Here is a 21,440-nt window from a genome sequence, read left to right on the forward strand (position 1 = left end):
ATGCGTCGTGTCGCCATGTCTGTGGGAGCGCTGTTGGTCGCCGCCGTGCTGGTGGCCGTACCGAGGAGCGTGTCGGCGCAGGAGCCGACGATCAGCTCGAGCGGTGACGAGGTCAAGTACACCGACCCCGCGCTGGAGGGGGAGCCCACCGCGACGGTCGAGGGTGTGCTGCGCGAGGTCGTGGTCGAGCGGGCGGAGTCCGACGGCCACGGGGAGGGTGGCCACGTGGGCGCCGAGGTCGGCGAGCCGGTGCTGGTGACCGACGACGGGTCGGTCGTCCCGGTCGACCTCGCGGCCCTCGCGGGCGGTGAGGAGGCGCTGGAGGAGCTGGACCTCGCCGGCGCCCCGGTCGTCGCCGAGCTGGTCGAGAGCGCCTCGCTGGAGTCCGCGCTCGACGGCACCGTCACGCAGGCGGTCGACGTGGCCACCGCGGTGTTCGACCGGAGCGAGACCACCGCGACGACCGGCGCCCACCGCGCCTACGTCGCGATCGTGGCCAACAGCGGCAGCGTCGACGCCACGAGCACGATCGAGTCGAGGATCGCCGCGGGACTCACCTGGTGGTCGCAGGAGACCGGGGCGACCTTCTCCCGGGCGGGCACGGTGCGGTACTCCTCCGGCCGCGCCGACCGGTGCGGGTTCGGCGACGTCAGCGGCCTGTGGAGCGAGGCCATGCAGCGGTTCCCGACGGTCGACTTCTCCGCGGCGGGCAACCACCTGGTGGTGGTCGTCGACGACCAGTGCGACGGCACCGGTGTGGGCACGATCGGCGGATCGGTGGCCGACGGCGGACTGGTGACCCTCACGGAGTCCTCGCGCGTCTTCACGCCGACCCTCGTGCACGAGGTCGGTCACAACCTGGGCCTGCGCCACGCCAACCTCGAGTCCGTGGAGTACTGGGACCTCTACAGCCCCATGGGGCTCGCCGTGTCCGGCTCGGGCACGACCGCGCTCGACACCGAGTACCGCGCCCAGCTCGGACTGGCGCGCTCCGGCGAGGTCGAGGTCGTTCCGTCCGGCACGGCGGTCACCCGCACCCTCGCTGCGCGCGGGTCGACCTCCGGCCTGCGAGGTCTGGAGGTCCGCTCCGGCGGCACGAGCCACTGGGTGGAGTGGCGGCCGGCGACGGGCCGCGACGCGTCGAGCTACTACGCCCGCGAGGCGACCGGCTCGGTGTGGGTCAGCGGCACGAGGAAGTACCCCACCGGGGTCACGGTGAGCATCCGGGCCACCGACGGGACCGGCGTGACGTCCTTGCGACCGCGTCTGGACGGGTCGGTGCGCCAGGGCGCGTGGAAGGCCGGACAGTCGTACGTGTCGGGCTCGGTGACGGTCCGCGTCGACGCGATCTCCTCGAGCGCCGCCACCGTCACGGTGGCGAACGGCGTCGCGGCTCCTCCTGCGACCGTCGTGGCCGCGACGCCGCTCGTCTCGGGTGTTGCCAAGGTCGGGTCCCGGCTCACGGGACGGACGGGGACCTGGACGCCGGGCGTCACCTTCGCCTACCAGTGGCGGCTCGACGGTGCGACGGTGACCGGAGCGACGGCGTCGACGTTTGTCCCGGCCGCGTCGCACCGCGGCAAGCGCGTGTCGGTCCGGGTGACCGGGTCGCTCCTCGGGCTGCTCCCGATCTCGCGGACGTCGGCCTCGACGGCTGCGGTGGTCCCGGGGACGCTCACCCACTCGACGCCGAGGATCTCCGGCACCGTGAAGGTGGGCCGCCGACTGTCCGCCCTCCGCGGGACCTGGACGAGCGGAACCACGTTCTCCTACCGCTGGTACGCCAACGGCAAGGCGATCTACCGGGCGACGAGGTCGACCTACGTCCCGACGAGGGGCGTGAAGGGCAAGCGGCTCACCGTCAAGGTGACCGGACGGAAGTCCGGCTACACGACGGTCACGAGGACGTCGGCGCGGACGACCACCGTGAAGTGACGGGGCCGGCGCACCCCGGTGGGCAGGCAGGCGAGGACGTCGTCGTCCGGTCTCTCGCTCAGTCGTGGACGGGAGGACGTGGCGGACGACGCCGGTTCCACGGGTCGGCCTCCTCGACCTGTGCACACAGGGAGAAGAGCGGTCCGTCCCCGCCGGGGCGTCCCGCGAGCATGACGCCGACGGGCAGACCGTCGACCTCGACGAGCGGCAGGCTCGCCGCGGGGACCCCGGCCATGTTGTAGACCGCGGTGTAGGGCGTGAAGGCCAGCTCGCGGCGGTGGTCCTCCGCGGGGTCGCCGGACTCGGTGAACCACGCGACCGGCTGGGGCGGCAGGGCCAGGGTGGGCGTGAGCCAGGCGTCGAACCCGGACATCGACGTGACGACGTCGCGCGTGGTGGCCTCCAGGAACTGCATCGCGCGAGCCAGGTCGGCGGCGCTGTGCGTGCGACCGCGCTCCAGCCAGTAGCGGGTGGTGCCGCGCAGCAGGTCGAGGCCCTCCTCCGGGATCGGGGCCGCCGCCATGCCGCTCGACCACACCACGTTGAACTGCGGCTCCAGCTCGGGCGGGAACGGGTTCTCGACGTCGACCACCTCGTGGCCAAGCCCGCGCAGCACCTCGGTGGCGTGCTCCCAGGCCGCCACCGACCCCGCCGAGGCCTCGAGCTCGGGCAGGTAGGGGTCGACCCAGCGAGCGATGCGCAGCCGACCCGGCCGTCGACCGGCCCAGGCGGCGAACGGCTCGACGGGGTCGGGGAGCGGTCTCAGGTCGCCGGGCATCGGGTGGGCCATGGCGTCGAGCAGGGCCGCCGCGTCGCGCACCGTGCGGGCGATCGGGCCGTCGCCGGCGAGTCCGCTCCAGTCCGAGCCGACGGGTCCGGCGCTCACGCGTCCGCGGCTCGGCTTGAACCCGAACACCCCGCAGCAGCTCGACGGGATGCGGATGGATCCACCGCCGTCGCTGCCCTGGGCCAGCGGGACGAGCCCGGCGGCGACCGCCGCTGCCGCCCCACCGGAGGATCCGCCGGCCGTCCGGTCGAGGTCCCACGGCGTGCGCGCCGGCCCGACCACGTCGTTGTCGGTGTAGGAGGAGAGCCCCAGCTCGGGGGTGTTCGTCTTGCCCAGGCTGACGAACCCGGCCCGCTCCACGAGCGTGACCACGTGGGCGTCGACGTCGGGGACGTGGTCGGCCATGAGCCGCGAGCCGAGCGTGGTGCGCACGCCGGCCGTCGACGTCAGGTCCTTGAACGCCGTCGGCACGCCGAGGAACGGCGGCAGGGCCTCGGGCGACGCCGCACGTCGGGTGGCGTCGGCGTCGCGTGCCGCCTGGAGGGAGCGCTCGTGGGTCACGGTCACGAAGGCACCGAGCGCGGGCCCGCGGTCGTCGATGCGGCGCAGGTGGTGCTCCACCAGCTCGAGCGACGTGGTCTCGCCGCGTGCGAGGGCGTCGGCCATGGCGTGGGCGTCGAGCTCGTGCAGCGCGGTCACCCGTCCAGCGTGCCACGCGTCGATCGGCTCGGGGACAATCGACGGCGTGGCCGTGCCGAAGGTGATCCTGTTCTACGTCTTCACGCCGCTGCCCGACCCCGAGGCGATCCAGGTGTGGCAGCGCCAGCTCGCGGGCTCGCTCGGTCTGCGCGGCCGGGTGATCGTGTCGCCGCACGGCATCAACGCGACGCTCGGTGGCGACCTCGACGTGCTCAAGAGGTACGTGCGGGGCCTGCGCGACTACGCGCCGTTCCGTGGAGCCGACGTCAAGTGGTCGGCCGGACGCGCGCTCGACGACGGCGTGACCACGGCGCTCTTCCCGCGGCTGTCGGTCAAGGTGCGCGACGAGGTCGTCACCTTCGGAACCCCCGACGAGGTCCAGGTCGACGTGCAGGGCGTGGTCGGCGGCGGCACGCACCTGACCCCCGCCCAGCTGCACGACCTCGTGGCCGAGCGCGACGACGTCGTGCTGTTCGACGGACGCAACAGGATCGAGTCGGAGGTGGGCCGGTTCGCCGGTGCCGTCCGGCCCGACGTCGAGACCACCCGCGAGTTCGTGGAGCTGCTCGACTCCGGCGCCTACGACGACCTGAAGGACCGCCCGGTCGTCACGTACTGCACGGGCGGCATCCGGTGCGAGGTCCTCACCCCGCTCATGCGCAGCCGCGGGTTCGGCGAGGTGTACCAGCTCGACGGCGGCATCCACCGCTACGGCGAGACCTTCGGGGACGGGGGTCTGTGGGAGGGGTCGATGTACGTGTTCGACGCGCGCACCACGGTCGAGTTCAGCCCCGACGCGACCGTGGTCGGACGCTGCGACACGTGCGGCACCGCCAGCCGCGACGTCGTCGACTGCTCGGACCTGGCCTGCGTGCGGCAGATGGTGCGTTGCCCGTCGTGCGCGGCGGCCTCGTCACGGTGCGCCGCGCACGCCTGAGGGTCAGGCCCAGGACCAGGACGCCAGGATGGAGTGGTCGACGTCGTCGCGCTCGGACTCGGACTGGTCCGCGTTGTGCGAGAACGTGATCACGTAGCCCGTCCCGTCGACGGTGAGCGTGTACTGGTCGACCCGGTACTCGTTGCCGTTGAGGTTGAACAGGCCCGTCGTGTGCACGGCCTCCTGGCCGTCGACGACGAACGGTTCGCGCACGGAGATCTCCGTGACGTCGGCCTGCTCCAGCGCGTTCGTGATGGCGTCCGCCAGGTCGTCGCCCTCGAGGCTCGTGATGGTGGGGTCGGTGACCACGTTGACGTTGTCGGCGAAGCCGTCCTTGTCGGTGGAGTCGAGCGCGAGGGTGATCGCCGTGCCCTGCAGGTCGGTGTTCTTCTCCCAGCCCTCCGGCACCGTGTAGCTGAAGCCGTCGGCCTCGATCGTGTCGCCCGAGGCGGGCTCGACGTCGGACGCGGCGGCCGAGGAGCTGCTCGACGCCGAGCTCGAGGCGTCGGGGTCGTCGGAGCCGCCGTCACCACCGCCGCAGGCGGCGAGCACCAGAGCGGCCACCGAGGCGACGAGGGCGGACCGGACGGGACGGTGTCGGACGAGGTGGGGCTGGAGGCGGCGCATGCCCGGAAACCTAGCCGCGCCCGCAGGGCGTCGCACGTCCAGCCCCGGGCGGGCCTCAGCCGAGCTCGCCACCGTCCCAGTCGGGGTTGGCCAGGCGTCGCTGCATCGCGATGTTGAGGTCGCTCACCACGAGCGCCACCTGGCGGGCGACGAAGTCGTTCACCCGGCGCTGCAGCGCCTCGGTGGGCTCGGGGTGGATCTCGTCGATGCGTACCTCGAGCCGGTGCCCCTCGGCCGGGCCCTCCATGGACTCGACGCCCTCGCGGACGACGAGGAGGTCCACGACGTCGGCACCGCCGAGCGCGGGCCACACGGTCACCCGCAGGCCGAGGCGCGCAGCCGTGGAGGTGCGTGACTGCACGACCACGCGCACGGTGACCGCGCCCGCTGCCGGTCGGCGGTAGCCGTCGGGCGGGCTCAGCTGCAGCGCGCCGTCGGTGTCGACGCCGATCTCGAACTCGTGCAGGAGCGGGCGACCGATCTGGCGCTCGGCAGTGGCGACCAGCAGGCCGCGGAGGCGGCGGGCGCAGTCGTCGAGCTCTGCGTAGGAGAGACCACCGCGACCGGCGAGGAGGGGATCGACGTCGTCGGGGCTCATGCAGGCAGTATCGCGCACCCGAGATCAACCGGATGGTTGACAAGGCGAGGGAAGCTTGCCTAGGTTGTGATCAACCACATGGTTGAGAAAGGATCTCCGATGGCCGACCAGCTCTCGCAGGTGTTCGCGGCGCTCGCCGACCCGACCCGACGCGACATCGTCGCCCGGCTCGCCGTCGCCGACGCCACCGTGGGTGAGCTCGCCGAGCCCTACGACGTCAGCCTCCAGGCGGTCTCCAAGCACCTCAAGGTGCTCGAGGGCGCCGGGCTCGTCACCAAGGGCCGCGCGGCCCAGACCCGACCGGTCCGACTGGAGGCGGGGGTGTTCGACCTCATGGAGAAGTGGATCGAGCGCTACCGGCGCCAGGCCGAGCAGCGCTACCAGCGGCTCGACGCCGTGCTCGCCGACCTGAACGGGACCACCGAGGACGGGGCCACCGACGCCACCACCACCGAAGGAGCAGCATCATGACCAGCACGCACCAGCAGCAGGCCGAGGCCGCCATCGAGGCCGACCCCACGGTCCCGGCCATCCACATCACCCGCGACTTCGCCGCGACCGCGGCCCAGCTCGTCAGGGCGCACACCGACCCGGAGCTGTTCGTCCGGTGGATCGGGCCGAACGGCTACGTGACCACGATCGATCACTGGGACGGGCGCACCGGCGGCAGCTACCGCTACGAGCACGCCGGCCAGGGCTTTCACGGCTGCTTCCACCACGTGTCCGACGACCGGCTCGTCCAGACGTTCACCTGGGAGGGCATGCCCGAGGGCGTCTCCCTCGACACCATGACGTTCGAGGACCTGGGCGACGGCCGCACGCGCATGCACGCCACCAGCCTCGTCGGCTCCTTCGAGGCCCGCGACGGCATGCTCAGCAGCGGCATGGACGTCGGCGTGAACGACGGCTACGCCAAGCTCGACGCACTGCTCGCCGACAGGGCCCTGGGGTGAGCGGTTCCCGGGTGGGTGGACCCGCCGACGACCACCGCCGGGTCGCAGCCGACTTCACGACCGTCGTCGAGGGCGTGACCGACTGGGACGCACCCGCACCGGTGGAGGGGTGGGCGGCGCGCGACGTCGTCGACCACCTCGTCACCTGGTTCCCGGCCTTCCTCGCCGGCGGCGGCGTCGCGCTCGACGTCGACCTGCCGAGCGACGACCCCGGTGATGCTTCCAGCCGCCCACGGCCCGGCACCCGCGCCGGAGCCGTCCGCCGCCCACGGCCCGGCACCCCCGCCGGTGCTGTCCGCCGCCCACGGCCCGGCACCCCCGCCAGGGCCTGGCGCGCCCACGCCGACGCCGTGCAGCACCTGCTGGACGGTCCCGACGCCGACCGCCCGTTCACCCACCCGCACGCCGGCACCCATCCGCTCGACCAGGCGGTCGCGCAGTTCTACACCGCCGACGTCTTCATGCACACCTGGGACCTCGCGCGGGCGAGCGGGCAGGACGTCGACCTCGACGCGGACCGCTGCGCCGCCATGCTCGCCGGCATGCAGCCGATCGAGGAGATGCTGCGCGCGTCCGGTCAGTACGGTCCGGCCGTGCCGGTGCCCGACGACGCGTCGGTGCAGGACCGGTTCGTCGCCTTCATCGGACGCGACCCCGCCTGGGCGCCCCCGGCGCGAGCCTGACCGCGACGCTGGATTTCCGTCGGCGCGCCGGTGCACGATGACAGCAGGACGATCCAGGAGCGCCCCATGGCCCAGCACACCACCAACAACACCGACACCTTCACCGCCGTCGCGCCCGACTGCCCGGCATCCGTCGCCGAGGTCCCGCCGGTGCGCAAGGAGCCGAGCGTCGCGCGTCTGCAGTACGACATGCTGGTCGACGCGCCCTACCGCTACACGTCCGACGACGTCGTCCACCGCTCGCAGGGCGAGCGGCGCGGCATCGACCGCGACACGTTCTTCTCCAAGGGCCAGCCGTGCCTGCGCGCGTCCCCGTTGGTCAAGCGGTACGGCTGGGGCGTCCACCACGACGCCGAGGGTCGCGTCGCGCTCGTGCCCGTGGAGTCCGCGGAGTACGCCGCTTTCGCGGCCGACCCCGACCTGACGCAGACCTCCGGCATGAGGTCGTCCCGCGCCTGAGCGCGCGATCGTCCCGAGGTGCAACCTTGTGCGGGCGGAGTTGACTGGGGTCATGACCACGACGCACACCACGCTCGGCACCACCTCGCCCCTGGACGTCTCCCCGCTCGGACTCGGCTGCATGGGGATGAGCGAGTTCTACGGCACGCGCGACGAGGCCGAGGCCACGCGCACGATCCACCGCGCGCTCGACCTCGGCGTCACCTTCCTCGACACGGCCGACATGTACGGCCCGTTCGTCAACGAGGAGCTGGTCGGAGCGGCCATCGCCTCCAGCGCCCAGGGACGCGACGCCGTCCAGCTCGCCACCAAGTTCGGCAACGAGCGGCTGCCCGACGGCACCCGGCTCGGCGTCAACGGCAAGCCCGACTACGTGCGCTCCGCCTGCGACGCCTCGCTCCAGCGCCTCGGCGTCGACACGATCGACCTCTACTACCAGCACCGCGTCGACAAGACCGTGCCCATCGAGGAGACCGTCGGTGCCATGGCCGAGCTCGTGCAGGCCGGCAAGGTGCGCCACCTGGGCCTCTCCGAGGCGTCGGCCGAGACGATCCGTCGGGCCCACGCCGTGCACCCCATCACCGCGCTGCAGACCGAGTACTCCCTGTTCACGCGTCACCTCGAGGACGAGATCTGGGGCGTCCTCAGCGAGCTCGGCATCGGCCTGGTGCCGTACTCGCCGCTCGGGCGTGGCCTGCTCACCGGCGCCATCACCGCCGAGTCCGACCTCGAGGAGGCCGACTCGCGCACCACGTCGTACTTCCCGCGGTTCCAGGGCGAGGCCCTCGAGGCCAACCTGAGGCTCGTCGCCAGGATCCGCGAGATCGCCGAGGGGCTGGGCTGCACGCCGGGCCAGCTGGCGCTCGCCTGGGTGCTGAGCCGCTCGGGCCGCGACGGCGTGGGCGTGGCGCCCATCCCCGGCACCAAGCGCGTGGCCTACCTCGAGGAGAACGCCGGCGCGCTCGAGGTCGAGCTCACCCCCGACCTCGTGGCCGACCTGGAGTCCGCGGTCCCGCGCGACGCCGTCCAGGGCGACCGCTACGGCGACCTGTCCAGCATCGACGCGTGAGGACCCCATGACTGCCACCACCCCCGCCCCCGACATCACCACCGTGGGGGCGCTTCGCGCCTCCGGCCACGTGCACCGGCCGCTGCGCGTGGAGATCCGCGACAACCTGCTCGCGGCCCTCGCCGAGGGTCGTGACCCGTGGCCGGGCCTGCACGGCTTCGAGGACACCGTCATCCCCCAGCTGGAGCGCGCCCTCATCGCCGGCCACGACGTCGTGCTCCTCGGCGAGCGCGGCCAGGGCAAGACCCGCATCCTGCGCACGCTCGTCGGTCTGCTCGACGAGTGGACGCCGGTCATCGACGGCTCCGAGCTGGGCGAGCACCCCTACGAGCCGATCACCGTCGCCAGCCTCCGGCGTGCCGAGGAGCTGGGCGACGACCTGCCCGTCCGGTGGCGCCACCGCGACGACCGCTACGCCGAGAAGCTGGCCACGCCCGACACGAGCGTGGCCGACCTCATCGGCGACGTCGACCCGATGAAGGTGGCCGAGGGTCGCAGCCTCGGTGACCCCGAGACCATCCACTTCGGGCTCATCCCGCGCAGCCACGGCGGCATCGTGGCCATCAACGAGCTGCCCGACCTCTCCGAGCGCATCCAGGTGGCCATGCTCAACGTCATGGAGGAGCGGGACATCCAGATCCGCGGCTACGTGCTGCGGCTCCCGCTCGACGTCCTGGTGGTGGCCAGCGCCAACCCCGAGGACTACACCAACCGCGGCCGCATCATCACGCCGCTGAAGGACCGGTTCGGCGCCGAGATCCGCACCCACTACCCCACGCAGCTGGTCGACGAGATCGCCGTGATCAAGCAGGAGGCCGACCTCGTCGCCACCGTCCCCGACCAGCTGGTCGAGGTGCTGGCCCGCTTCACGAGGGCCCTGCGCGAGTCGTCGGCGGTCGACCAGCGCAGCGGCGTGAGCGCCCGGTTCGCCATCGCCGGGGCCGAGACCATCGCGGCCGCGGCGCTGCACCGCGCCACCCGGCAGGGCGAGCCGGACGCCGTGGCCCGTCCGGTGGACCTCGAGACCGCCGTCGACGTGCTCGGCGGCAAGATCGAGTTCGAGTCCGGCGAGGAGGGTCGCGAGGACCTCGTCCTCGACCACCTCCTGCGCACCGCCACCGCGGAGACCGTCCGCGGGTTGTTCACGGGCATCGACTTCGGGCTGCTGGTCGAGGCGCTCGAGGGCGGCTCCCTGGTGGCCACCGGCGAGCAGGTGAGCGCCCGCGACTTCCTCGCCGGGTTGCCGGCACTGGGCGAGTCCGACCTCTACGACCAGGTCTGCGAGCGGGTCGGCGCAGGGCTCGAGGGCGGGGGCAACGACGGTGAGCGCGCCGGCGCGATCGAGCTGGCCCTCGAGGGACTCTTCCTGGCCCGCCGCATCAGCAAGGACACCGCCGGCGGCGAGACGGTCTACGGGTGACGGCGTGAGTCGCCAGAACCGTCGACTGTCCCGTGCCTCCCGGTACGGGGCGTACGTCGACGGCCCCGACCCGCTGGCCCCGCCGGTCGACCTCAGCGAGGCGCTCGAGGCCATCGGCGAGGACGTCATGGCCGGGTACTCGCCCGACCACGCCCTGCAGGAGTTCCTGCGCCGTGGAGGCGCCGACCAGCGCGGCCTCGACGACCTGGCCCGCCGGGTGGCCGAGAAGCGGCGCGAGCTCATGCAGAAGCACAACCTCGACGGCACCCTGGCCGAGGTCAAGGAGCTCCTCGACCGCGCGGTCCTCGAGGAGCGCAAGCAGCTGGCCCGCGACGTCGACCTCGACGACGGCGACCGGGCGCTCGCCGAGCTGACGCTCGACAACCTCCCGCCCTCACCTGCGGCTGCGGTCAGCGAGCTGAACGGCTACGACTGGCAGTCCTCGCAGGCCCGCGAGGACTACGAACGCATCAAGGACCTGCTCGGGCGTGAGCTGCTTGACCAGCGCTTCGCGGGCATGAAGAACGCCCTCGAGAACGCCACCGACGCCGACCGCGAGGCCGTCAACGAGATGCTCGACGACCTCAACGGGCTGCTCGAGAAGCGTCAGCAGGGCGTGGACACCCAGCAGGACTTCGACGACTTCATGGCGCGCCACGGCGAGCACTTCCCGGAGAACCCGTCGAACCTCGACGAGCTGCTCGACACCATGGCCCAGCGGTCCGCTGCGGCCCAGCGCATGCTCAACTCCATGACGCCCGAGCAGCGCCAGGAGCTCATGCAGATGTCGGCGCAGGCGTTCGGCTCGCCCCAGCTGATGGAGGCGCTCGACCGGCTCGACGGCAATCTCCAGTCCCTGCGGCCGGGTGAGGACTGGGGTGGCTCCACCCCTATGGACGGCGAGCAGGGGGTGGGCCTCGGCGACGGCACGGGCGTCTTCCAGGACCTCGCCGACCTCGACGCCCTGGCCGAGCAGCTGGCCCAGTCCTACCGGGGCTCGAACCTCGACGACGTCGACCTCGACGCGCTCTCGCGCCAGCTCGGCGACGAGGCGTCGGTCGACCTGCGCACGCTGAAGGAGCTGGAGAAGGCGCTGCGCGACTCCGGTGTGGTGCAGCGCGGCACCGACGGTGCCCTGCGGCTGACCCCCAAGGCCATGCGGCAGCTGGGCAAGGCGCTGCTGCGCGACGTCGCGGAGTCGATGTCGGGTCGCCAGGGCCAGCGCGACACCCGCCATGCCGGTGCGGCCGGCGAGCGGTCGGGCGCCACCCGCGAGTGGGCCTTCGGCGACACGGAGCCGTGGGACGTCACCCGCACGGTCACGAACGCCGTGGTGCGCACGGTCGGCGAGGGTGGGACCGCGGCGTCCATGGCCCGCGACGGTGTGCGGCTGCAGATCGGCGACGTCGAGGTGCAGGAGACCGAGGACCGCACGCAGGCCTGCGTGGCGCTGCTCGTGGACACGTCGTTCTCGATGGCCATGGACGGCCGCTGGGTGCCCATGAAGCGCACGGCGCTGGCGCTGCACACCCTCATCAGCACCCGGTTCCGCGGCGACGCGCTCGAGCTGATCGCGTTCGGCCGGCATGCCGAGTCGATGCAGATCGAGGAGCTGACCGCGCTCGACGCGCAGTACGCCAAGGGCACGAACCTGCACCACGCCCTGCTGCTCGCCAACCGGCACTTCCGCAAGCACCCGAACGCCCAGCCGGTGCTGCTGATCGTCACCGACGGCGAGCCGACGTCGCACCTGGAGTCGTCGGGCGAGGTGTTCTTCAGCTACCCGCCCCACCCGGTCACGATCGCCCTGAGCGTCCGCGAGCTGGAGGCGTCGATGCGCCTGGGCGCGAAGACCACCTTCTTCAGGCTGGGGGAGGACCCGGGCCTGGCCCGCTTCATCGACCAGATGGCGCGCAAGGTCGACGGCACCGTCGTGGCCCCGGAGCTCGACGACCTCGGCGTCGCGGTCGTCGAGTCCTACCTCGGCTCCCGCCGCGGTGGCACTGGCGGTGGCGCTGGGTTCGACGGCGGCTTCGGCGGCTGGCCCGGCCGCGGCTTCTGGGCCGGCTGAACTACGGTCGGCCCGGAGAGGACGGGACCGTGCCACAGACCATCGAGCTGACGCTCGACGAGGACCTCGACGCCGCCGTGCGCGGGGAGTGGGACCTGCTGTCGGCGGCTGGGCTGCCGAGCCAGGCGCTGCACCTGGGGCTCACCAACGCCCCGCACGTCACGCTGGGTGTCGCGTCGGCGCTGAGCCAGGCGACGATCGAGCGCCTTGCCGACGTCGAGCTGCCCGACGAGATCCGGCTCGGGGGGCTGCTGGTGTTCAGGGGACGACGGTCCGCCGTGGTCTCGCGTGCGGTGATCCCGAGCGCGGCTCTGCTCGCCACCCACGCGGCCGTCGACGCGGCGATGGTCGACGCGCCCGATCGGCCCGACCTCACGCTGCCCGGGCGCTGGACGCCGCACGTCACGCTCGCCCGTCGTCTCGGCGACGAGCAGCTCGCGCACGCGCTCGACCTCCTGGCCGGGATCCCGTCCGAGCTCGCGGGCGCTCCTGCCGCCCTGCGCCACTGGGACTCCGACGCGAAGGCGGTCCACGTCCTACGAGCACGCGGCGACGCGTGAGGGCGGGGCCGGCACGACGCCTCTCCAGGGGATGACGACACGTCGCGCCGGCGATCGTGGGCCCGGTCGACCGTGCGACGCCGGCCCGGGCCGCGCTGCCTACTGGGCGGCGTACCCGCCGTCGACCAGGTGGTAGCTGCCCGTCACGAACGTGGCCGCGTCCGAGGCGAGGAACGCCACGAGCGACGCGACCTCCTCGGGGGTGCCGAGGCGGCCTGTCGCGTGCTTGGCGGCGAGGGCGGCCTGCGCATCGTCGTCGAGGTTGGCCTCGAGCAGCGGGGTGCTGATGAAGCCGGGGCCGACGACCGTCACGCGGACCCCGTCGGCGCTGTGCTCGAGTGCTGCGTTCTTCGTCAGGCCGACGAGTGCGTGCTTCGTGGTGACGTAGGCCGAGGAGCCGGCGATGCCGACTGAGCCGAGCACCGATCCCATGTTGACGATCGCGCCGCCGCCGGCGTCCGTGATGGCGGGGACCTGTGCGCGCATGCCGTAGAAGACGCCGTTGAGGTTGACGCCGACGACCTTCTCCCAGCTGTCGACGGGGTAGCTGCCGACGGGCTCGGCGGCACCGCCGATGCCGGCGTTGTTGACGGCGATCCGCAGCGGTGCCATCTCCTGGGCTGCCGCGACGGCGGCCTGGGCGACCGCGGGGTCGGCGGCGTCGCCGACGAAGGCGCGCGCGGTGCCGCCGGTGGTCTCGATCTCCTTCACGACCTGGTCGGCCGAGTCCTGTCGCAGGTCGTGGACGAGCACCGAGGCTCCGTTCGCGGCGAGCAGCAGGGCCACGGACCGGCCGATGCCGGAGCCGGCGCCGGTCACGATCGCGGAACGGTCCGCGACGTCGTAGGTGGCCATGATGTCCTCACTTTCTGTCCGACACCTGTCGGACAAATTTCATCCTACAACTGTCGGATAGACTTGCCCAGCGATGTGACGAACGAGACCGGGGCAGTCCCGGCGACGTCGGTGAGGAGGGGTTCCATGGACGCGAGAGCCCGACGTAGCCGTGACCGGTTGTTCGCTGCCGTCCTTGCCCTCGCGGCCGAGACGCCCGTCGAGCAGCTGAGCGTCACCGAGGTGGCCCGCCGTGCCGACGTGCATCGCTCGACGTTCTACGAGCACGCGTCCACGCCGGACGGACTGCTGCGTGCCGCGCTCCTGGCCGAGCTCGACGGCCTGCGCGCCGATCTCCTCCACGACCCCGGCCGAGGCACCGACGCGGCCGTGGTGGAGACGACACGACGGGTCCTGGAGCACGTCCTGAGGCACCTGCCCGTGTACCGACGTGGCCTGGCCGACGACGCGGGAGCCGGAGGTCTGCACGCCATGCTCGGCGAGCACTTCCTCGGATCCTCGCGGCAGCTGCTCGAGGAGGGCCGCCTCTCGCTGCCCACCGACGTCCCCGGTGCCGACCCGGACGTCGTCGCCGACGCGGCCCTGCGCCTCATCGCGCTCGGGACGGTCGGCGTCATCCGGTCGTGGATCGACCTGCCCGACCCGGACGCGGCGGCGTTCACGGCGATCTACGATCGGCTCGTGCCGGACTGGTGGTCGCAGCTCGACCGATGACCGGGCCGTCCGATCCTGCCGGCTGTCGATGGCCGAGTGCCTCCACGAGCGCCGGCGAGGGGAGGGGTGTCGAGACCACTCCGGGCGGTTCAGTGGTGGCTGGGCAGCACGCCTGCCCCGACCGATGGGTCGGGGTGTGGTGGTGGGTGTGGGTTCAGGGTCGCCAGCGGGTGTTGCGTTGCCAGGTCTCGGATCCTGGTGTCTTCCACTCGACGTGGCCGTCGTCGGGGTTGATCCGTCCGATCCAGCCTTGTTCGTGTGCTCGGTGGTGGTGGAACGGACAGAGCAGTGCCCCGTCGCGGATGTCGGTGGTCTTGGAGATCGCGTACGGATTCAGGTGATGAGCCTCGGTCCACCTGGCGTCACGGTCGCAACCGGGTGTGGTGCATCCGCCGTCTCTCTTCTCCATCGCCCGGCGGGACGACCGATTGAAGTACCGGTTGGCGGAGCCAAGGTCGAGGGGGAGCGGCTTGCCGTTGAGGACCATCGGGACGATCTGGGCGCTGCAGGCGAGCCGGCGGGCTTCGCCGGCGCTGATGCGGGTGCCGTCCGACAGCCCGGCGGCCTTGACGCCGCCCATCAAAGTGTCGAGATCGAGATTCACGGTCACCACGGCGGACACGCCGCCGTTGGACGGGAGCTGGTCGGCGGGAAGGTGCTCGACGAGGGTGGCGAAGGCGTGCCCGAGGCGCTGGGGGTAGGTCTGCCCGAACCCCACCTCGTCGTGCTCGCCGGTGGCGGCGTTGACCGTTCCGACCTTCTGGTGGGGTGCGGCCAACGCGTCGAGCGCGGTCTTGAGCATCGCGCCCTGGGCCTCGGGGAGGGTGAACCGTCCGGTGACGGTGCCGTCGTTGTTGTCCCACATCGAGAAGCTGGTCTTGGCTCGCGCGGCTTCTTCCTTCTTGCGGAGGAGCTCGTCCTCGTCGGCGTCGACCTCGTCGACGGTCTTGCGGTAGGTCTCGGTGATCCGGGCGGCCCTGCGGCGCAGGTCCTTGAGGGTGAGCTTCTGCGCGTCCTTGAGCAGGGTCTTCTCACACATCAGGCGTTGCTCGCTGGTGACGTCCTCGGGCAGCTTCGCGAGGGCGCGGGAGAGGATGTCGGCCTGCTTCATCGTGATCTCGCCTGCCGCGAGGGCGGCTTCGGTGAGGGTGGTCTGCTCCTCGATCCGTTCGGCGGTGTTCACCAACGCGTCGGCGCCACTGCGGTCACCACCGAAGTCGATCGAGATCGTGGCTCCGGTGGAGGTGCCCGTTCCCGGTCGCGGTCCGTCACCGTTGGCTGCGGCCTTGCGGGCCTTCTCGAGCACACGTGCGGCGGCCATCTTGTGCGCGGCGACCTGGGACTCCAACCGGGACAGCTCACCGATCAACCGTCGGACCTCGCCGGTCTCCAGTCCGTCCCACGCACTCGTGGGGACCGCGGAGAACGACTCACGCGCGGAACGCACGCACGACGGCACCGGGTGGGTGTCGAGTGCGGCGACGCTCATGCTTCCTCCTGCTGGTCTACCCCCATTCTAGAGGGTAGATCAGACAGGAAACAAGCACACGTTCGAATACGTGGCGGAGGTCCCGGACCTCCGGGACCTCCGTCACGCCGATGCCTCAGTCGAGCGTCAGGCCCTCGGCCGGAGCCACCCGCGACGCACGTCGGGCGGGCAGGACGCAGGCCACGAGACCCGCCAGAGCGGCCACGACCACCACGGCCAGCAGCTGGTCCCACGGCGTGACGAGGGAGACGTCGGCGACAGCCGTCCGCACGACCGCGAGCGTCCCGAGCCAGCCGTAGGTCACGCCGACCGCCGTGCCCAGGACCGCGGCGACGAGCGCCAGCAACAAGCCCTCGGCGGCGAGCATGCGGCGCAGCTGGCGCCGGGTCAGGCCAAGGGCCCGCAGCAACGCGTGCTCACGGCCGCGCTCCAGGACCGACAGGCCGACGGTGTTGGCGATGCCCACCAGGGCGATGCCGACCGAGACGGCCAGCAGACCGAGGACCGACCACACCAGCACGTCGAGCTGCTTCTCGACCCATCCCCGCTGGGCGAGGGTGGACGTGAGCTCCAGGTCGGCGTCGCGGGCGACGGCGCCCAGGCTGCCGCTCAGCTCGTCGACGTCCACGCCGTCGTCGGCTCGCACCCAGACGGCCTGCGGCTCGATGCTGCCGCCGAGGGCCTCCAGCACGCCGGGCCCGGCCACGACGGACCGCCCCCACTCGCTGCCCACGAGCACCCGCTCGACGTCCACGGTGCGGCCGGCGCGCTCGAGCGTCATCGTCTCGGGGAACCCGGTCTCGGTGTCGGCCGAGACGTCCGGCGGGATGAACACCTCCAGGCGACCGGGTTCGACCAACCCACGACCTCGCGCCACCGACGAGGCGGCGGCGTCGGGCGCGAGCACGGGAACCTCGCCAACGCCCTCGAGCGTCGCGCGGACGCCGGGCACGGCCTCGGCGTCCTGGACGCCGCGAGTCGCTCGCACCGACTCGAGCGTGCCGGCCGAGACGGGTCCGTCACCGGTGAGCGCGACGTCGACCGGGTACTGCACCTTCAGCTCGTCGTCCATGGCTCCGCGGGCGCTGGCCATGCCGGTGAGCACCGCCGTGGTCAGGGTGACGCCGACGAGCAACGACGCCGTGGTGGCGGCGCTGCGGCGCGGGTTGCGCACCGCGTTGGCCGTGGCGAGGCGGGCGGCGAGACCGGTGCGGCCCAGGAGACGTCCGGCCACTCCCAGCATCGCCGGCACGAGCACGGGTCCGAGCGGCAGCACGCCGACGAACGACAGCATGCCGCCGGCCAGGAGGGGTGGCATGGACGTCTGCTGCACGGCGAGGGCGAGAGCCGCCGAGCCGGCGAGCACGGCCGCGACACCCAGGGCGACGCGGCCCTTGCCCGCACGGGTGCGCACGTCCGCGTCCATCGGCCGGAGCGCGGCGAGCGGGCTGACCCGCACCACGCGTCGGGTCGGCAGCCAGGCCGCCGTGACCGTCACGACGATGCCGCCGACGAAGGCCGCGACCATCCAGGTGGGGGACAACGACACGGTCCCCAGCAGACGACCTCCGGTCACCCCGCGCACCGCGGCGACGATGCCGTAGCCCGCCCCGGCGCCGGCGAGCACGCCGACCGTCGACGCGACCAGCGCCACGGCGAGGGACTCGACGCGGACCGAGCGGACGACCTGGCGCCGGGTCGCGCCGACGCAGCGCAGCAGGGCGAGGTCGCGGGTGCGCTGCGCGAAGAGGATGGTGAAGGTGTTCGCGATGACCAGGACCGCCACGAAGCCGGCGATGGCGGCGAACAGCAGCAGCACGTAGCTGATGACGTCGACTCCCTGGTTGACGGCGATCACGCGCGCGTCCACGTACGCGGCGCGGTCGCGCACCTCCGCGTCCACCGCTCGGGAGAGCGCGGACGTGGCGGCTGCGGTGTCACCGCCGCGCACGTCGTAGACGACGGCGTCGGGGTAGGCCGACGGGAGCTTCGACAGGGTGCCCCATGGGACGTAGACGTCGGCCGCGAGGTACGACGACGGCTTCGCGATGCCGACGACCGTCACGGTGCTCGCCTCCTCACCCTTGCCCACGACCAGCTCGTCGCCCACGCCGAGTCGCGCCGCCGTGGCGGTGCGCTCGTCCACGAGCGCCTGGTCGTCGCTGGTCGGGGCCCGACCGCTGACGATGCGCTGGCGCAGCAGTCGTTCGTCGGTGCTCACCGTGCCGATGGACGTGTCCGAGCCGAGGCCGATGCCGTCGTGGGTGACGGGCTCGAACGACGACCCGATGACCGCCGCGGCGTCCCCCTGGCGCGCCGCGGTCTCCAGGACGGGGGCGACGTCGTCGGTGCCGATCCCGTAGTCGTCGCCGACGACCAGGTCGGCGCCGCGGTAGGCCTCGTCGATCCCGGCGGAGAGGCCGGACTTGGCCGCCGAGGCGATCGCGTTGGTGGCCACCACGAACCCCACGGCGATGGTCACGGCGAGCAGCGCGGCGACGTAGCGGCGCGTGTGGGTGCGCAGCGACGCGAGCATCACGGTCCTCATCGGGCGCCTCCCTCGGCCCGCGTCAGGTCGGCGTCGGGGCGGGCGGCCAGCACCGAGGCGAGCTCGGCCCGCGACGGGTCCACGAGGTGCGAGCGGATCCGACCGTCGGCCAGCACCACGACGTCGTCGGCGTAGGCGGCGGCGTCGAGCTCGTGGGTGACCATCACGACGGTGCGGCCCAGCTCGCGCACCGAACGCCGCAGGTAGGCGAGCACCTCGGCCGAGGCGGTGCTGTCGAGGTTGCCGGTGGGCTCGTCGGCGAACACGATCGACGCCTGGCTCACGAGCGCGCGGGCGATCGCGACGCGCTGCTGCTGTCCGCCGGACAGCTCGCTCGGACGGTGGTCGAGCCGGTCGCCGAGCCCGAGGACCGCGACGACGGTGTCGATGTCGTCCTGCACGTTCGCGTCGATGCGTCGGCCGGCCAGCTCGAACGGCAGCACGATGTTCTGCCGGGCGGTCAGCATCGGCAGCAGGTTGAACGCCTGGAACACGAAGCCGAGGTGGTCGCGCCGGAACCGGGTGAGTCGGTCGTCGTCGAGGCTGGTCAGCTCGACGCCGTCGACCGAGACGGTCCCGTCCGTCGGCCGGTCGAGCCCGGCGAGGCAGTGCATGAGCGTCGACTTGCCCGAGCCCGAGGGCCCCATGATCGCGGTGAAGCGTCCGGGGGCGAGGTCGAGGGAGACGCCGTCGAGGGCGTGCACGGCCGCTGGGCCGGTGCCGTAGGTCTTGGTCAGGTCGCGCGCCGACGCGGCGGTCGCGACGGCTGCCTGTGCTGTGATCGTCATGCCGACGACGCTATGGATCCGACACACCCCGAGTCGTCGGAGCGAGGGATGGTCCTGGCGTCATCCCCAGGGTGGACTCCCGCCCGCGCCCGAGCCGTCGGAGGTAGGTGTCGCACCGCATCGCGGGGTCGGCGGTAGGTCTCGCACCTCATCGGGTCCGTATGGGGTGCGAGGCCTACCTCCCTACCCGAGGAGGACGCAGGATTCTGCCTTCGCGTGAGGGAAGGCGAAGGATGCTGCGTTCACGACGGGATCCGGACGCGAACGCAGCATCGTTCGGGTCGCCGCACTCGAACGCAGAATCTTGCGTCCCCCGGCGGCCCCGGCCTACCCCAGCCCCGCCTCGAGGGCGAGCAGGACGAGCTGGACGCGGTCGCGGGAGCCGGTCTTGGCGAGCAGTCGGCCGACGTGGGTCTTCACGGTGGGCTCGGAGAGGACGAGGGTCGCGGCGATCTCGGGGTTGGTCAGGCCGCGGGCGATGAGGCCCAGCACCTCGCGCTCGCGGTCGGTCACCTCCGCGAGCCGCCGGGTGGTCGCCTCGCTCACCACGCTGCGCGAGCCCGACGGCTGCACGAAGTGGTCGAGCAGACGTCGGGTGGTCGACGGCGCCACGACCGCGTCACCGGCCTGCACGGCTCGGATCGCGGCCAGCAGGTCCGGTGGCGCGGCATCCTTGAGCAGGAACGCCGACGCGCCCGCCTGCAGGGCCGCGAACGCGTACTCGTCGAGGTCGAAGGTGGTCAGCACGATCACCCGGGGCGCGGTCTCGCGGTCGTCCTGCAGGATCCGACGTGTCGCCTCCACGCCGTCCATCACCGGCATGCGCACGTCCATGAGCACGACGTCGGCGCGGGTCGCGCCGAGGAGGTCCAGCGCCGCCTGGCCGTCGCCCGCCTCGCCCACGACCTCGAGGTCGGGCTGGCTGTCGACCAGCATCCGGAACCCGGCACGCACCATCTGCTGGTCGTCGACGAGCAGCACGCGGGTGGGTGCGGTCGCGTCGCTCACCGGGGGATCCTCGCACGCACCTGCCAGCCTCCACCGGGCGCCGGACCGACGTCGAGGGAGCCACCGTGCACCGCCACGCGCTCACGCATGCCGACCAGCCCCAGGCCGCCCGACGTCGGCGAACCGGCTGCGCCGTGGCCGTCGTCGGCGACCGTCACGACGAGGTCGGCCCCGTCCTCGCGGACCTCGACCTCCGCGGTCGCGTCGGGGCCGGCGTGCTTGCGCACGTTGGTGAGCGACTCCTGCACCACGCGGAAGACCGTCAGCGCCACGCCGTCGGGGACGGTGGGGGTCGGGTCCGGCAGCGTGGCCCGCACGCGGCCGGCCTCGACGTCGGCGGCCAGGAGGGCCGGCAGCTCGCCCAGTCCGGGCTGAGGGACCAGCTCGGGGTCCGACGTGCCGCGCAGCAGGCCGAGGAGGCGACGCATCTCGGTGAGCGCCTCGCGGCCGGTGGTCGCCACCGTCCCGAGCGTGCGCACCGCGACGGCCGGGTCCTGCTCCGCCGCGTAGCGCGCACCGTCGGCCTGCACGATCATGCCGGTGATGCCGTGCGCCACGACGTCGTGCATCTCCCGCGCCACACGGGTGCGTTCCTCGGCGGCTGCGGCGCGCGTGCGTTCCTCCGCCTCGGCCGCCATCCGCTCGCCGCGCTCCATCAGCGCCGCCTCGTACGCGCGTCGCAGGCGAGCCTGGGTGCCGAGCGCCCACGCGGCGACCACGATCGCCCCGATGCTCAGGGCGTACGGCGCGAAGAGCTGCAGGCTCAGGGGCTCCTGCTCGACCGTGGGCGGCAGGCCGTCGTAGCGCCCGGCCATGACCCAGACGTAGGTGGCGACCCCCGTCGCGACGGCGCTGAGCCCCAGCCCGACCCAGGCGTCGCAGGGGCGCCCGAAGCGAGCGAGCGAGTACATCGCCACGGGGTAGGCGAGCTGGCCGATCGCAGGGTAGTCGTGCACCAGGGCCTGCACGCCACTGAACACCCAGACCAGCGCGAAGGCCATGGCCGGGCGGTGTCGACGCCAGACGAGCGGCAGCACCTGCAGCCCGCTGAGCGCGGTGACGTACAGCGGCTGGTCGATCCCGAGCGTCGCGGCCACGAGCAGGAGGAGCCCGGCCACGAGGGCGGCGTCGAACCACTGGGTGGCGCGCGGACCCAGCCGCCACGGTCGACGACCGCCCGGACGGTCCGCTGGCGTGCTCACCCGCCCGACCCTAGGTGCTCCTGCAGCGCCACGCCTCC

20 protein-coding genes are annotated in these 21,440 nt (G+C 72.7%); 11 read left to right on the top strand and 9 right to left on the bottom strand.

Features of this window, described 5'->3' with window-relative positions; genetic code table 11:
* Nucleotides 1–15 precede the first annotated feature (15 nt).
* The gene (locus NBW76_RS03065) at nt 16–1,935 is read left to right on the top strand and encodes a zinc-dependent metalloprotease family protein (RefSeq protein ID WP_250246813.1); all 1,920 of its coding nucleotides are present in this window, start codon (nt 16–18) and stop codon (nt 1,933–1,935) included.
* Nucleotides 1,936–1,993: 58 nt separating this feature from the next.
* Here the strand turns inward: NBW76_RS03065 and NBW76_RS03070 are convergent, their stop codons facing one another.
* Nucleotides 1,994–3,421, bottom strand: coding sequence for an amidase (locus NBW76_RS03070; protein ID WP_235493066.1), 1,428 nt, complete (start codon nt 3,419–3,421; stop codon nt 1,994–1,996).
* A 46-nt stretch (nt 3,422–3,467) separates the two neighbouring features.
* On the opposite strand from NBW76_RS03070, the gene NBW76_RS03075 reads away from it, so the two are divergent.
* Entirely contained in the window at nt 3,468–4,358 is an 891-nt protein-coding gene (locus NBW76_RS03075) for a rhodanese-related sulfurtransferase (RefSeq protein ID WP_056556615.1), read from the top strand.
* Nucleotides 4,359–4,361: 3 nt separating this feature from the next.
* Here the strand turns inward: NBW76_RS03075 and NBW76_RS03080 are convergent, their stop codons facing one another.
* Complete coding sequence (locus NBW76_RS03080; protein ID WP_055962793.1) at nt 4,362–4,985, bottom strand: hypothetical protein; 624 nt, start codon at nt 4,983–4,985, stop codon at nt 4,362–4,364.
* Between the two features lie 55 nt (nt 4,986–5,040).
* Nucleotides 5,041–5,583, bottom strand: coding sequence for a hypothetical protein (locus NBW76_RS03085; RefSeq protein WP_055962796.1), 543 nt, complete (start codon nt 5,581–5,583; stop codon nt 5,041–5,043).
* 99 nt (nt 5,584–5,682) lie between these two features.
* Between NBW76_RS03085 and NBW76_RS03090 the strand changes: the two genes are divergently transcribed.
* The 8 genes from NBW76_RS03090 to NBW76_RS03125 all read left to right on the top strand — a co-directional run bounded on the left by NBW76_RS03090 (nt 5,683) and on the right by NBW76_RS03125 (nt 12,798).
* Nucleotides 5,683–6,054: a helix-turn-helix transcriptional regulator gene (locus NBW76_RS03090; protein WP_055962800.1), complete on the top strand. Its 372-nt coding sequence runs from the start codon at nt 5,683–5,685 to the stop codon at nt 6,052–6,054.
* On the top strand, nt 6,051–6,536 hold the full coding sequence (locus NBW76_RS03095) for an SRPBCC family protein (RefSeq protein ID WP_056556613.1): 486 nt from the start codon (nt 6,051–6,053) through the stop codon (nt 6,534–6,536). Before NBW76_RS03090 ends, NBW76_RS03095 begins: the two co-directional genes overlap by 4 nt.
* Nucleotides 6,533–7,219 (top strand): maleylpyruvate isomerase N-terminal domain-containing protein, encoded by a 687-nt coding sequence (locus NBW76_RS03100; RefSeq protein WP_056556610.1) that lies wholly within the window; start codon nt 6,533–6,535, stop codon nt 7,217–7,219. Before NBW76_RS03095 ends, NBW76_RS03100 begins: the two co-directional genes overlap by 4 nt.
* A 66-nt stretch (nt 7,220–7,285) precedes the next feature.
* The gene (locus NBW76_RS03105; RefSeq protein ID WP_055962811.1) at nt 7,286–7,678 is read left to right on the top strand and encodes a DUF6157 family protein; all 393 of its coding nucleotides are present in this window, start codon (nt 7,286–7,288) and stop codon (nt 7,676–7,678) included.
* A 52-nt stretch (nt 7,679–7,730) separates the two neighbouring features.
* Nucleotides 7,731–8,747 carry an aldo/keto reductase gene (locus tag NBW76_RS03110; protein ID WP_056556607.1) on the top strand — a complete coding sequence of 339 codons (1,017 nt, stop codon included), beginning with the start codon at nt 7,731–7,733 and terminating at the stop codon, nt 8,745–8,747.
* A gap of 7 nt (nt 8,748–8,754) precedes the next feature.
* Nucleotides 8,755–10,167: an AAA family ATPase gene (locus tag NBW76_RS03115; RefSeq protein ID WP_056556604.1), complete on the top strand. Its 1,413-nt coding sequence runs from the start codon at nt 8,755–8,757 to the stop codon at nt 10,165–10,167.
* 4 nt (nt 10,168–10,171) lie between these two features.
* Nucleotides 10,172–12,238: a VWA domain-containing protein gene (locus tag NBW76_RS03120; RefSeq protein ID WP_082482053.1), complete on the top strand. Its 2,067-nt coding sequence runs from the start codon at nt 10,172–10,174 to the stop codon at nt 12,236–12,238.
* A gap of 29 nt (nt 12,239–12,267) precedes the next feature.
* On the top strand, nt 12,268–12,798 hold the full coding sequence (locus NBW76_RS03125) for a 2'-5' RNA ligase family protein (protein WP_056556601.1): 531 nt from the start codon (nt 12,268–12,270) through the stop codon (nt 12,796–12,798).
* Between the two features lie 99 nt (nt 12,799–12,897).
* On the opposite strand, the gene NBW76_RS03130 is transcribed toward NBW76_RS03125, so the two are convergent.
* Nucleotides 12,898–13,653 (bottom strand): SDR family NAD(P)-dependent oxidoreductase, encoded by a 756-nt coding sequence (locus tag NBW76_RS03130; protein WP_056556597.1) that lies wholly within the window; start codon nt 13,651–13,653, stop codon nt 12,898–12,900.
* Between the two features lie 159 nt (nt 13,654–13,812).
* Between NBW76_RS03130 and NBW76_RS03135 the strand changes: the two genes are divergently transcribed.
* Nucleotides 13,813–14,367 carry a TetR/AcrR family transcriptional regulator gene (locus NBW76_RS03135; protein ID WP_055962828.1) on the top strand — a complete coding sequence of 185 codons (555 nt, stop codon included), beginning with the start codon at nt 13,813–13,815 and terminating at the stop codon, nt 14,365–14,367.
* A 154-nt stretch (nt 14,368–14,521) separates the two neighbouring features.
* On the opposite strand, the gene NBW76_RS03140 is transcribed toward NBW76_RS03135, so the two are convergent.
* The 5 genes from NBW76_RS03140 to NBW76_RS03160 form a co-directional block, all read right to left on the bottom strand.
* A complete protein-coding gene (locus NBW76_RS03140; RefSeq protein WP_250246814.1) occupies nt 14,522–15,856 on the bottom strand; it encodes an HNH endonuclease signature motif containing protein in 1,335 nt (444 codons plus the stop codon).
* A gap of 115 nt (nt 15,857–15,971) precedes the next feature.
* Nucleotides 15,972–18,404 carry an ABC transporter permease gene (locus tag NBW76_RS03145; RefSeq protein ID WP_156364887.1) on the bottom strand — a complete coding sequence of 811 codons (2,433 nt, stop codon included), beginning with the start codon at nt 18,402–18,404 and terminating at the stop codon, nt 15,972–15,974.
* Nucleotides 18,401–19,192 carry an ABC transporter ATP-binding protein gene (locus NBW76_RS03150; RefSeq protein WP_056556587.1) on the bottom strand — a complete coding sequence of 264 codons (792 nt, stop codon included), beginning with the start codon at nt 19,190–19,192 and terminating at the stop codon, nt 18,401–18,403. Before NBW76_RS03150 ends, NBW76_RS03145 begins: the two co-directional genes overlap by 4 nt.
* A gap of 327 nt (nt 19,193–19,519) precedes the next feature.
* Nucleotides 19,520–20,149 carry a response regulator transcription factor gene (locus NBW76_RS03155; protein ID WP_056557214.1) on the bottom strand — a complete coding sequence of 210 codons (630 nt, stop codon included), beginning with the start codon at nt 20,147–20,149 and terminating at the stop codon, nt 19,520–19,522.
* Between the two features lie 47 nt (nt 20,150–20,196).
* A complete protein-coding gene (locus NBW76_RS03160) occupies nt 20,197–21,402 on the bottom strand; it encodes a sensor histidine kinase (protein WP_056556584.1) in 1,206 nt (401 codons plus the stop codon).
* Nucleotides 21,403–21,440: the final 38 nt, after the last annotated feature.

Source organism: Aeromicrobium sp. Leaf245, from assembly GCF_942548115.1.
GTDB lineage: Bacteria > Actinomycetota > Actinomycetes > Propionibacteriales > Nocardioidaceae > Aeromicrobium.